This is a genomic window from Pseudoalteromonas sp. MER144-MNA-CIBAN-0113 (assembly GCF_040308965.1).
Classification (GTDB): Bacteria; Pseudomonadota; Gammaproteobacteria; order Enterobacterales; family Alteromonadaceae; genus Pseudoalteromonas; species Pseudoalteromonas tetraodonis.
On the sequence record NZ_JBEOOG010000032.1, the window covers coordinates 1 to 12,335 of the forward strand.

Here is a 12,335-nt window from a genome sequence, read left to right on the forward strand (position 1 = left end):
GCCAATCAACACCTGATATCGATAGTCTATTACCGTGGAATTTTAAAGGCTAGGCGGTGATCACCGGACGGATACAGATTAAGCACTCAGCAAGTCCATATCTTTATAAGATTGTATTAGATAGTGAATATAAATTATCAGACGCGGACATAAATAAATTTAAGAAGACGGTGAATCAAGGTGTCGCTGTTTATGGTTTTACTCCCAATATTATAATTATTTCTAATTCGCATTATGCTTACTGGTGCTCCATTTCGTTGTTTGCAAAAGCTATGGACACAGGTAAGTTAGCTATTTGTAGTAATGATAATTTAGATGATGTTATTAAAAATATCTCTACTGAATTTGCACCCATTAATGTAAAGCAGTTTAGTAAGAGCAATATTATAGACTGTAATAAGTGGGTTATCTCCAAAGTTTAGTTTATAGCAAATAGCTATAGTGCCAGCTTCTGCAATTGACACTCTCCACTCAGCCATTAATACCTTGCGGCTCGGTTAGGTTTGATTACTTAAGCTAATTTGTTGCACTCAACCCAACTAACACTCAACGAACTTAAACCTTTCACCTAGCACCTTTTGCCTTTAACCTTGCTGTGTGAACCCCCGTTACATTTTGATTAAAAAAGCCACACTTTAACTTATATTTAGGTGTGGCTTTTTTAAAGTAGGTGCAACTAAAAATTAAGCGACATTCGCTGCTAATAGTTCGTTACGTACTAACTCTGCGCCTTTGCTTAGGGCGTTGAGCTTACCGTTTGCAATATTGCGGGGCAGGGGGGCCATGCCGCAGTTGGTGCATGGGTAGAGTTTGTCGGCATCTACATATTTAAGTGCTTCGCGTAGAGTTTTGGCCACCTCTTCAGGGGTTTCTATAGTATTGGTGGCTACATCGATTGCGCCCACCATTATTTTTTTACCGCGTACCAGTTCTAGTAGCTCTATGGGTACATGTGAGTTTTGGCATTCGAGCGAAATAATATCTATATTCGATTTTTGCAGCTTAGGGAATACTTCTTCGTATTGTCGCCACTCGGTGCCAAGGGTTTTCTTCCAATCGGTGTTGGCTTTAATGCCGTAGCCGTAGCAAATATGCACGGCGGTTTCGCATTTTAATCCTTCTATAGCTCGCTCAAGGCAGGCTATGCCCCAGTCGTTTACCTCGTCAAAAAACACGTTAAAAGCGGGTTCATCAAATTGGATTATATCAACCCCTGCGGCTTCTAGCTCTTTGGCTTCTTGGTTGAGTATTTTAGCAAATTCCCATGCTAGTTTTTCACGGCTTTTATAGTGATCGTCATACAAGGTGTCGATCATGGTCATGGGCCCCGGTAATGCCCATTTAATTGGTTGGCTGGTTTGCTGGCGTAAAAACTTGGCGTCTTCAACAAATACCGATTTAGTACGAGACACAGGGCCAACCACTGTGGGTACGCTGGCGTCGTAACGGTCGCGAATTTTAACTGTTTTACGGTTTTCAAAATCAACGCCATTTAAGTGTTCAATAAAGGTGGTTACAAAGTGCTGGCGAGTTTGTTCGCCATCGCTGACTATATCTACGCCTGCAGTTTGTTGCTCGTGCAGGGAAATACGCAGGGCGTCGTGTTTGCCATCAACCAGCTCACTGCCTTGTAATTTCCACGGTGACCATAAGGTTTCGGGTTCGGCAAGCCATGACGGTTTTGGCAAGCTGCCTGCTGATGATGTAGGTAATAGTTTTTTCATAATAAATGCTGCCTTTAATTTTGTTGTGTGATTAAGCGATACTTGCCGAGAACTGCTGCAATACTGACTGATAAGGCTTAATAAAATGCTGCTCAGTAAATTTACCTTGCTCTACCGCTAATTGACCTCGCTCTGCGCGGTCATACACAATTTGCGTTAACGAATAGTCGTCATTTTTTAAATTCGGTTTATAACGGCTACCAGCGGCGGCGTTGGCGTTATAAATTTCTGGACGATAAATTTTTTGAAACGTTTCCATGGTGCTAATGGTGCTAATTAGTTCAAGGTTGCTGTAGTCGTTGAGTAGGTCACCAAAAAAATAAAACGCTAACGGTGCAACGCTATTTGGTGGCATAAAGTAGCGCACTTGTAAGCCCATTTTTTTAAAATATTGCTCTGTTAACGACGACTCATTAGGCTGATACTCTACGCCTAAGATAGGGTGTAAGTTTTCGGTTTGCTGATAGGTTTTGTTATCAGACACGCTTAAACAAATAACCGGTGGCTTTTTAAAGTGCTGTTTATAGGTATTTGAGTTTACAAAGCATTTAAACAACTTGCCGTGTAAGTCACCAAAGTTATCGGGAATGCTAAATTGCGGTTTGCTTTTGTTATGCTCAAGCAATAACACGCTAAAGTCGTAGTCGCGCACATACGATGAAAAGTTATTACCCACCATGCCTTCTATTCGCTCGTTAGTTTGGCGGTCAATAATATTGGTTTTTAATACCTCAATTGACGGAAATGCCTGACCACTGCCTGCAATGTCTAAATCGACCGAAATGATCTCGAGCTCAACCTCGTAACGATCCCCTTGTGGGTTATCCCAACTGGCCAGTGCATTAAAACGGTTGTTGATCATTTTTAGGGTATTACGCAGGTTTTGTTGGCGGCTTTCACCCCTTGCTAAATTAGCGAAATTGGTCGTAATACGTGTGTTATTTGATGGATGGTAGTTTTCATCCAAGTTAGTGCTTTTAATAGTAAATGTAAGATCAGTGCTCATAGCCGTATCCTTTCAATTTGAGTTGTTACTGCCTTTATCAATGACACATTACTCGCTGTTAAAACCAAACTAACGGGATAACTGTAATGGTGCTTTGCAGAGTTAATAAATTTATACACGCTATGTAGCATGAAGAAAAACGGTATTATTTCAGGTAAAACATGAGCCAGATTCACTCTCTTACTAAGTTGAATGAATAAATTAGGCTAGTAGACGCTCCCTATGCGATAAAACCCACTTTAGAAGTCTAGATTTCTAGATGTTTTTACGTGTGTTGTGATTTACTCATACAAAACGTGAGTATTATTCAATGCTTATAGGCACTTAAAGTGCCATTTGCATAAACGGTTGTTGATATACTCGAATAAACTTAGGTGAGCTTAAGCACTTTATTAAGCAGTTCGCCGTCGCAGAACTTTCCACAACATAAGAAGAGACAAAAGGAATGAGTGATTTAATAGTGTTAATTATATACTGCGCCATATTAGGTAGCGGTGTTGGTTTTTTAGCAGGCTTATTAGGAATAGGGGGCGGGCTAGTGATTGTGCCCATACTCAGCATGATATTACTGCACTTTAATGCTTTGCCACCTGAACAAGTAGTGGTGGTTGCCATTGCGACTTCGCTGGCCTCTATTTTATTTACTTCGACCTCGTCGGCTATTGCGCATCATAAAAATGGCAATGTACCCTGGGATATTGCACCTTGGGTTATGGCAGGCGTTGCCTTTGGTGCGCTTATTAGTGGCTTTATAGCTGCTCTATTACCTGAGCATGTTGTGCGTTTAGTGTTTGCTGTGAGTGTGGTGCTAATTGCACTAAAAATGATTTTTTCTGGTAAGAATGATTCAGCAATAGCGCGCCCGTTGCCAAGCAAAGGGCTACTCAGTGTTTATACGACCATAACCGGTGGCTTGTCTGCCATGATAGGTATTGGCGGCGGGGCAGTATTAGTGCCGTTACTGACGTTTTTTTCTGTTGATATGAAAAAAGCCATAGGCTGCGCCTCGGCCTCTGGCATTGTGATAGCACTGTTTGGATCAATGGGTTATATCAGCTCAGGCAGCCAGTTATTTAGCCTAAAAGAGGGATTTGCAGGCTTTGTATATTTGCCAGCTTTATTGGGTATTGTATGCACCTCATGGTTTACCGCGCCACTCGGTGCTAAAGCCACCCATTATTTGCCAGTTTCAACCATAAAGAAAATATTTGCCGGCTTATTAATTATAATGGCAATCAATATGTTTACTCGATAAGGTTAAAGTTCGCAGGCTTGCTTGCGAATATATTTTGAAATAATAAACTTTAAGGCAAGGATGCTATGAAAATAGTTAAATTAAGGGATAAAGTTGATAAAACAATCTTAAGTGTTGCTTTGTTCTTTTTGATATCACCTATTATAGGGTTAATTACAGGAACTGCTCATCAGCTTGGAACGACAGGCAGCGACTATCAACAAGCATCGTTAATTGATGACCCAGAGCAATACTGGCAAATTATTATCATGCAACTTACTATTACTTTAGCTATCGGTATCCAAGGGTTTATTACATTCCCAGCCTTAATTGCCGCACGCCAAAAAGTATTAAAGTTTAGAGATAATAATAAAATTGTAGCTAATATCATATTTTATTTGCTCACGCCGATATTCTTTATCGCCTTGTTGATATTTTTAATATATTTATTTGAGGTATGAGAGGTGTAAGGTTTTAGATCCGTAACCCGCACCCCGACGCCCGTCAATCTTAAAGCGATTAACTAAAATCTACGTCATTTGCGCGTGCTTTATAAATTCATCATAAATACTGTCTTTAATGAGCCTGTCGGGCGTAAACGCATAATAATGCTGATAAACATTATCAATTGTACCAATGTAATTTACGCCGTAATGGCGCTCCACTTCAGCTCTTACCAAAATAGGCGCAGGGAATATCCCAAACCCTTGCTCACCTAACGACTTCATTAATGCGCTGTCGTCAACATGGCCTGCTATTGTCATTTCAATCTCTTGCTCTTGTAGCCAATAATAAATAGCACGCGCGACGGGGCTTTCTTTTGCGGGGAGCACTAAAGGCTTGTTGTTTAAAGACTGCGGAAACTGCTTATGTAACTGCGAATGCCATGTTTCGTTACCAAAAAGAGCGATTTGGCTTTTGCCTATTTCATGACAAAACGCCTTAAATGACAAGGTAGTATCGAGTGGTTTATCAGCTAACACTAAATCGATCTTATGAATCGCCATTTGTGCCAGCAGTTCATCTTGTTGGCCGTCAATACAGTGTAAGTTGGTAATACGGTCGTTATTAATTAAAGGCGCTAGCCACTTCGACACCAGTGATTTAGGCAACACGTCTGAAATACCGACCTTTAACGTTCGTGAATAGTGCGTGGTATCACCTTGCGTGGTTTCTAGCCATTCGTGAGCAATAGCAAACATATCATTGGTGTACTGCTGAGTTACATGGCCAAACTCCGTTAACTGTAGGCCTCGCCCTTGGCGAATAAACAGTGGTTTTCCTAGTCGTTGCTCTAAGTTAGTAATTTGCGAGCTGACCGTTTGCGGCGTTAAATTAAGTATTTTACTCGCCGCTGCAATACTGCCGTGCTTACTTACTTGCCAAAAATAATATAAGTGATTGTAGTTAATGTTGGTAATCATTCGAAAATACCTGTTTTAAAGTAAGAAATAATCAGCTTTTTCCTTTGCCACTAAGTTAGTAGATTACAGTCATGCCTGCAACATAGTTACTATTAAAAGGTGTAATTGCATGAAGCTAAAACTTACAGTTAAAAACAAGATAATTAACGCAAGTGAAAAGATGTCGCTTTTGAAGTTGATAAAAAGCCAATTGGCAAAACATGCTTTGAATATTCGTAAAGTTGAGATTCAAATAAATGATTTTTCGAGTGAGCGCCACGGCACTTTGCAGCAATGCAAAATTAATATTCTTTTGCCTGGGCTACCCAGTATTAATGTAAATACAAAGGGAAGAAGTATGCTGCAAGCGATAAAGCGGGCACTAAAAAGTTTGCAGCACATTCTCGTTAATAAGTATCAACCTTCGCAACCAAGCTCTTAGTTTTTTATTAATATCGCACTTGCAGTAGCATGGATGCTACTCTTTTTATTTCTATTCTCGTACCAAGCTGTGTTTAACATTAAACGATTCAATTATTACCATTGAGCAGTATCTCCTTGTTGGGTTTTGTTGCACTCTACCCAACTTACCATGACTAAAATTCTTTGACCTTGTTCCTTTAACCTTTGACCTCAGTTGTAAACCCCCGCACCATTTAGATTAAAAAGAGAGTGAAATTTTCAATTACCTAAATTCATAGTTTATTGTGAATTTATTAGGTTCATGCCTATTAATTTAATAATTCACAAAATATTGTGAATTATTAGCTTTTTTGTACTTTTTTAACTATTATTCACAAAACACTGTGAATTTTGGATTGGTAATGGAAGTCACGATAAAGTCAGCAAAACAATTAGGTAAATTGGCAAGCATTGTGAGAAAAAGCCAAAAGCTTGACCAAAAAACTGCGGGAGATTTCTCCGGTATTAGTATTAATACAGTAAGTGATTTTGAAAATGGCACAGGTTCGTTATCAATTGGCCGCGCGTTTGATTTAATGGAAGCTTTAGGCTTAGAAGTAAAAATAGACGTGGTGATACCTCAACATGATGAAAAGGCTAAAAATAAATTACTAATGCAAATCCAGAACATGGTGGCTGAGCATGAATAATAGATCACTTGATGTTTATGCCGGCAAACAGCTCATGGGTCAATTACAAGATAGTAACGGTTTTTGGTCATTTAAATACGATCAGGATTGGCTTAACTCAGCTAATAAATTTGCAATAACTCCCAGCATTCCATTACAAGAGCAAATCATTCTTGATTCTGGTACTACACGACCTGTGCAGCAGTTTTTTGATAATTTACTGCCAGAAGAAAATGCACGTGAGTTATTGGCAAAAGAAGTGAAAGTGGATCATGAGGATTCATTTGCTCTACTTACTGCATCCGGCATTGAGTCTGCTGGTGCTTTAACGCTATTACCAGAGCATGTCGATTTTCCAAGCCCTAGTGCAATACCGTTACCTTTTGCCGAGCTATCTAGGCGAATTAAAAACTTACCCAGAGCACCGTTAAATATCCGCCAAAGTAGCCGTATGTCACTTGCTGGCGCGCAGCATAAAATGCTAGTTATTAAGCTCGGCGATGAATTATTTGAAGGAAATGAAGGCACACCTTCAACTCATATACTTAAACCCGATCATTCTGAGCCAGACCAATATTGGCAAACGACATGCAATGAATGGTTTATGATGAAACTAGCCAAGCGGCTAGGAATAGATGTACCCAATGTGCAGCTCATTTATACACCCGAGCCAGCCTATTTGGTTGAGCGCTTTGACCGTGTAGGGAGTTATCCTGATCAAGAGCGCACGCATATTATAGATAGTTGCCAGTTATTAAGTTATAGCAGGCACTCCAAATATTCTGCATCAACGGTTGAAACATACCAAAAAATACTCAATAACGTACGGCCTAAAGCGGCAACCGCCATCAAGTTATATCAATGGGTGATTTATAATTTATTAGTCGGGAATGGGGATGCGCATTTAAAAAATATTAGCTTTTATTACGAAAACGGATCTGCGCAAATAACACCGTTTTATGATTTATTAAGCACCATTATTTATGTTCCAGAAGGTGGTAACCCTCTAGAAGAAGCCTTATCCGTTCCTATCAATGATAAAAAACGTTTTTGTGATGTTACTAAAGCAGATGTAATCGCTTTTGCAAAAGAGCTCGGTATTCCAAACTCTGCCGCAGTAAAGCAACTAAGTTATTTTGTAGATAATATAGAGAGTGAATTTAGCAACTTATACCAAGAAGTTGTGAAAATGCCATCTGCGGATGTACGCGCAGCGGAATTAAGAATGTTAAGACAAGTGCAGTTTTTAGTAGTTAAAGAAATGGTTGGGCAGCTGAGTTAAAGCAAGGGAATGAGGATTGATGAAAGTTCATCATAAACAGAACGTTTTAGCCCGTTTCGATAAATAACTTTTCATTCAGTATGGACTTTCTATAGTTAGTGTTGGGGGCTGTTGTACTTCAAACAAAACCTTTACACCCAGCTGTAAACCCCCGTTACATTTTGATTAAAAAAGCCACACACTAATAATTAGTGTGCGGCTTTAGTATTTTACTTTTTAAAGCGATTACTTGGTTAGTAAGTGCTTTTCAAAAAAGTCAGCCATCATAGTATGGTAATGCAAGGTAGTGCCTTTGCCTTCGCGTAAGCTGTGTGAACGGTTAGGGTATGAGAAAAACTCAAACTGTTTGTTGTGCTTAACGAGTTCGTCAATTAAACGCTCTGAGCCTTGATAATGCACGTTATCATCGCCTGTGCCGTGAATAAGCAATAGCTTACCGGTTAGGTTTTTAGCAAAGGTAATCGGCGAGGTGTTATCGTAACTCTCAGGATCGGTGTTTGGGTTGCCTGCATAACGCTCTTGATAAATGGTGTCGTACAAACGAATGTCTGGCACCGGTGCTGAGGCAATGCCTACTTTAAATTTATCGCCATGGCGGAACAATAAATTAAGGGTTGAGCTACCGCCGCCTGAGTGTCCCCATACGCCAACGCGCTGGGTGTCTATTACATCCCAACGTTTAGCCATAGCATCTAGGGCGTCTACTTGGTCTTGCACGGTAATTGAGCCAATTTTTTTATAAATCGATTTACGCCAATCGCGGCCTTTTGGTGCACGTGTACCGCGGTTATCAACCGATGCCACAATAAAGCCTTTTTGCGTTAACAGTGATTTATACAAGTAACTGTTACCTTCCCAGCGGTCTTGCACGGTTGAACCCCATGGTTCGCCGTATACGTAAAACACAATTGGGTATTTTTTACTTTTATCCATGTTCTCAGGGAACATAATGTAGCCGTCAAGCTCGGTGCCATCTTGCGCTTTTACTTTAAAGAACTCATGCTTTGGTAAGCTTTGCTCAGCCAGTTTTTGTTTAAGCTTTGTATTTTCAACTAAGGTTTTTACATTACTATGATCGCTCACTTTAATGATCTCTTTAGTCGGTGGCGTACCAAATTTTGAGTAAGTGTGCATTGCCCATGAGGCATCTTTTGACATGTAGTAGCTGTTTGATCCCTCAAACTCAGCAGGTGTTACCCGTACCGGTTTGCTGCTGCCATCAAGCGGTGTGCTGTATAAATAACGCTGACCAGAATCGTTTGGCGAGGCAATAAAATACATTACGTTTTTGTCTTCATTGATGCTCAGCATATCAATAATGTCGTAATCACCAGGGGTTAGGTCGATAATAGTTTTGCCATCGCGCGATACACGGTAAAGATGACGCCAGCCGTCGCGTTCGCTATGCCAAATAAAAAACTCACCGTCTTTTGACCAGTTTGCTTTATAAAACCATTCTATAAACGCATCGTCTTTGTCTTCTAAAATCTTGGTCAGTTGCTGCTTTTGCCAATCAAACAACCACACTTTGTTATGGTTTTGTGGGCGGTTTAAATCTTGAATCATTAATTCATTACCGGTGCCTGCCCAGCTAATACGCGGAATATAACGGTCGCGGTTATCGCCTTCAAGCTCAGCCCAACGGGTTTGTTTGTCGCTAAGGCTTACCACACCAACACGCACGGCAGAGTTGGTTTCACCGGCTTTAGGATAAGGGAATTCTTTAAGGGTAGGGTAGAGCTCGTCGGTGTTGTTGATCATAGTGAAAAATTTAACGTCACTGGTATCAAGCTGCCAATAGGCGATTGATTTGTTGTCGGGGCTCCAACGAAAACCATCGGCAATAGTAAATTCTTCTTCGTATACCCAATCAAAATTACCGTTAACAATGGTGGCGTTACCATCGGTTGTGAGCGCGGTTACATCGTTACTGCCAACCGATTGCATGTAAATGTTGTTATCGCGTACGTAGGCTACTTTTGAACTATCTGGCGAGAACTTAGCAAACATTAACTTAGTAGGCTCAACATCCAAGCCACCAAGTTGCTGTAATTGGTTAGTCTCAAGGTTAAGTAACCAAAAATCCCCTCGACTGCGTGAGCGCCAAACTTGCTCACTGTTGGTAAATACCATCAACCATTTACCGTCTTTTGACCACTGATAGCTTTCGATTGCAAATGGCTCGTCTGCGCCCTCTGGCAACAGTTTTTCAAACTCAACCAGTACTTTACGGCCTGTGCCGTCAGCATTGTAAAATACAATGTCGTTGCCTTTTACGCCGTGCTCTTTTTCATCATCGACGTTGTTATCGTCTGCTTTTTCTTTTTCACTTTCGCGCTCTTCAAGCACAGTGTAGCCGGTACCATCGTCTAGCCACTTAAAGTAAGTGCTACGCTGGGTTTTAAATTCTTTATCTTTATAAATTTGCGCTAGGCTTAATGGATTATTCACGGTACTCATCGCTGCATTGTTGTTGGTTGTTATGTTGGTACTTGAACATGCTTGCAAGCCTAAGCCCGCAACAATGGCCAGTGCCAAGCCAGATGTTTTGATCAGATTCATTGTTATTGTTCCTTGGGTCTGCTGACCTTTATAGATTAAGGCGCTTATTACATTTACTGTAACAAAATAACCTACACAATATCAGCATGCTTAACGCACAAAGCTATGGTTTAAACCCAAACTTTTATAATTAATTACCATGCTGGATTTTTAAATTCTTCACTGAGCGTGTCGATTAGTGCTCTTACTGTTGCCGATAAATGCTGACGAGAAGGGTAAAGCACATATATTTTCATTGGGTTTAATGTCCATGGCGCTAATACACGCTGCAAGCGACCATCAAGTATATATTGGTTTGCCAAATACGTAGGCTGCACTGAAATACCACCACCGGCTATGGCTGCATGAAGTAATGTGGTGGCCTCGTTTGCACTTAAATTGCATTTAACATCAACTGATTGAAACTCATCCCCGTTGTGTAAATGCCAAATATATCGGTCGAAGTTTTTATAGCCTAAACACTGATGAGCACTTAACTGTTGTGGTGTCGTTATTGGCGGATAATCAGCAAGGTAGCTGGCTGAGGCCACTAATATAGATTCACACTCGGCAATAGGTTTACCTATTAACGAAGGATCAGGATTGGCTGCAATACGTATTGCCAAATCAACACGTTGCTCTATTAGATCTGTGGTTGAGTCTTCAAGATCTATGTCTATTTGCACGTTAGGGTGACGTTTCATAAAACGTGTAAATATAGGGGCTAATTGTGCAAAACCTAACGACATACTGGTCGCTACTCGTATTTTACCTGACAACTGTTGCTGGCTTTTAGTTTGTTCAACTAAACGGTTAGCCTGTGCTAACCATTGCTCTATTTCGGGTAAACAGGCCTCGCCAGCGGTGGTAAGCGTTACTTTACGGGTAGTGCGATGCAATAAGCGCGTATTGAGCCATGCTTCTGCCGACTCAATATGACGAGTAACCATAGGGCGTGACATTTCAAGCCGATCGGCAGTGGCAGTAAAACTGCCTGAGTAGGCAACATCCACAAAAACCTGCGCTGCGGTGAGTTTATCCATAGTATTTGCACGATTTATGAAACAATGATGCTAATTATTGGTTGTTTTTCTGAACATATCAAACCTTTATTATGCTCGCATTAGCAACCAATGATGAGAATACCATGAACCTACGCACGCTTTTACTAAGCACACTATTAGCCAGCAATATCGCTATTGCAGACGAAACCCCATTAACCCTTGATGTGTATAACGCTGACAGCAATAGCTTTCATGTTAATGCCACGCTGGTTTATGGCCGTACCGATGCAATTTTAATTGATACCGGATTTACCAAAGCAGATGCACTGCGCATTGCCGCCAAAGTAATTGACTCTGGTAAACAACTAAAAACTATTTTTATTAGCCAAGCCGATCCTGATTACTACTTTGGCGCTGAAGTGTTACAACAGTTTTTTCCTGAGGCAGAGGTTATTACTACGCCCGCAGTGCACCAAAAAATAGCAGCAAAGCTTAAAGGTAAACTTGCTTTCTGGACCCCAAAAATGGGGGAAAACGCACCAAAAAACCCCGTCGTACCTAAGGTATTTAATGGTAATAGCTTAAAAATAGAAGGCCATACCATTGAAATTCGTGGCACAGAGGGTGAGCATAATCATCGCCCATATTTATGGATACCTGATAATAAAGCTATTTTAGGGAATGTGGCTGTATACGCTAATGTTCATTTATGGATGGCCGACGCACAAACTCAGGCAGAGCAAAATGCATGGGCAAAGCAACTTAATGAAATGAAAGCACTCAACCCTGACGTGGTGATCCCAGGGCATATGAAAGCAGGCACCCAATTAGATGCTGCAAATATTGATTTTTCAATCCAGTATTTAAAGGATTTTGCACACGCTAAGCAAAGTAGTGATAGCAGTAAGCTGCTGATAGATAAAATGACCAACTCATACCCAGAGGCTGTATTACCTATGGCTCTTAGCATTGGCGCTAAAGTTCATAAAGGCGAAATGAAATGGTAATTGCTTACGCTTAACCACTGTAATAAATACAGTAGAGCCAAAA

General features: G+C 40.6%; 12 protein-coding genes. 7 read left to right on the forward strand and 5 right to left on the reverse strand.

Annotation, left to right across the window (positions count from 1 at the left end; genetic code table 11):
- The first annotated feature begins 170 nt into the window (after window positions 1-170).
- Window positions 171-422, forward strand: coding sequence for a hypothetical protein (locus AAEY57_RS10135; protein WP_350607743.1), 252 nt, complete (start codon window positions 171-173; stop codon window positions 420-422).
- Between the two features lie 261 nt (window positions 423-683).
- On the opposite strand, the gene AAEY57_RS10140 is transcribed toward AAEY57_RS10135, so the two are convergent.
- A complete protein-coding gene (locus tag AAEY57_RS10140) occupies window positions 684-1,724 on the reverse strand; it encodes a methionine synthase (RefSeq protein WP_058553254.1) in 1,041 nt (346 codons plus the stop codon).
- A 31-nt stretch (window positions 1,725-1,755) separates the two neighbouring features.
- Window positions 1,756-2,730: a DUF1852 domain-containing protein gene (locus tag AAEY57_RS10145; RefSeq protein WP_350607745.1), complete on the reverse strand. Its 975-nt coding sequence runs from the start codon at window positions 2,728-2,730 to the stop codon at window positions 1,756-1,758.
- Window positions 2,731-3,175: 445 nt separating this feature from the next.
- Here AAEY57_RS10145 and AAEY57_RS10150 point away from each other — a divergent pair, with 445 nt between their 5' ends.
- Both AAEY57_RS10150 and AAEY57_RS10155 read left to right on the forward strand, forming a co-directional pair.
- The gene (locus AAEY57_RS10150) at window positions 3,176-3,985 is read left to right on the forward strand and encodes a sulfite exporter TauE/SafE family protein (protein ID WP_350607747.1); all 810 of its coding nucleotides are present in this window, start codon (window positions 3,176-3,178) and stop codon (window positions 3,983-3,985) included.
- A 65-nt stretch (window positions 3,986-4,050) separates the two neighbouring features.
- Window positions 4,051-4,425: a hypothetical protein gene (locus AAEY57_RS10155; protein ID WP_262977388.1), complete on the forward strand. Its 375-nt coding sequence runs from the start codon at window positions 4,051-4,053 to the stop codon at window positions 4,423-4,425.
- A 69-nt stretch (window positions 4,426-4,494) separates the two neighbouring features.
- Here AAEY57_RS10155 and nhaR read toward each other — a convergent pair whose 3' ends face one another.
- On the reverse strand, window positions 4,495-5,388 hold the full coding sequence (nhaR, locus tag AAEY57_RS10160; RefSeq protein ID WP_350607749.1) for a transcriptional activator NhaR: 894 nt from the start codon (window positions 5,386-5,388) through the stop codon (window positions 4,495-4,497).
- A gap of 109 nt (window positions 5,389-5,497) precedes the next feature.
- Here nhaR and AAEY57_RS10165 point away from each other — a divergent pair, with 109 nt between their 5' ends.
- From AAEY57_RS10165 to AAEY57_RS10175, 3 genes are all read left to right on the forward strand, one after another.
- A complete protein-coding gene (locus tag AAEY57_RS10165; RefSeq protein WP_096038936.1) occupies window positions 5,498-5,809 on the forward strand; it encodes a hypothetical protein in 312 nt (103 codons plus the stop codon).
- A gap of 382 nt (window positions 5,810-6,191) precedes the next feature.
- Window positions 6,192-6,479 (forward strand): helix-turn-helix domain-containing protein, encoded by a 288-nt coding sequence (locus AAEY57_RS10170; protein WP_350607751.1) that lies wholly within the window; start codon window positions 6,192-6,194, stop codon window positions 6,477-6,479.
- Window positions 6,472-7,740 (forward strand): HipA domain-containing protein, encoded by a 1,269-nt coding sequence (locus tag AAEY57_RS10175; protein ID WP_350607753.1) that lies wholly within the window; start codon window positions 6,472-6,474, stop codon window positions 7,738-7,740. Before AAEY57_RS10170 ends, AAEY57_RS10175 begins: the two co-directional genes overlap by 8 nt.
- Before the next feature lie 225 nt (window positions 7,741-7,965).
- Here AAEY57_RS10175 and AAEY57_RS10180 read toward each other — a convergent pair whose 3' ends face one another.
- A complete protein-coding gene (locus AAEY57_RS10180; RefSeq protein ID WP_350607755.1) occupies window positions 7,966-10,302 on the reverse strand; it encodes a S9 family peptidase in 2,337 nt (778 codons plus the stop codon).
- 134 nt (window positions 10,303-10,436) lie between these two features.
- On the reverse strand, window positions 10,437-11,324 hold the full coding sequence (locus tag AAEY57_RS10185; protein WP_010388788.1) for a LysR family transcriptional regulator: 888 nt from the start codon (window positions 11,322-11,324) through the stop codon (window positions 10,437-10,439).
- 71 nt (window positions 11,325-11,395) lie between these two features.
- On the opposite strand from AAEY57_RS10185, the gene AAEY57_RS10190 reads away from it, so the two are divergent.
- On the forward strand, window positions 11,396-12,292 hold the full coding sequence (locus tag AAEY57_RS10190; protein WP_350607757.1) for an MBL fold metallo-hydrolase: 897 nt from the start codon (window positions 11,396-11,398) through the stop codon (window positions 12,290-12,292).
- The last annotated feature ends 43 nt before the right edge of the window (window positions 12,293-12,335 follow it).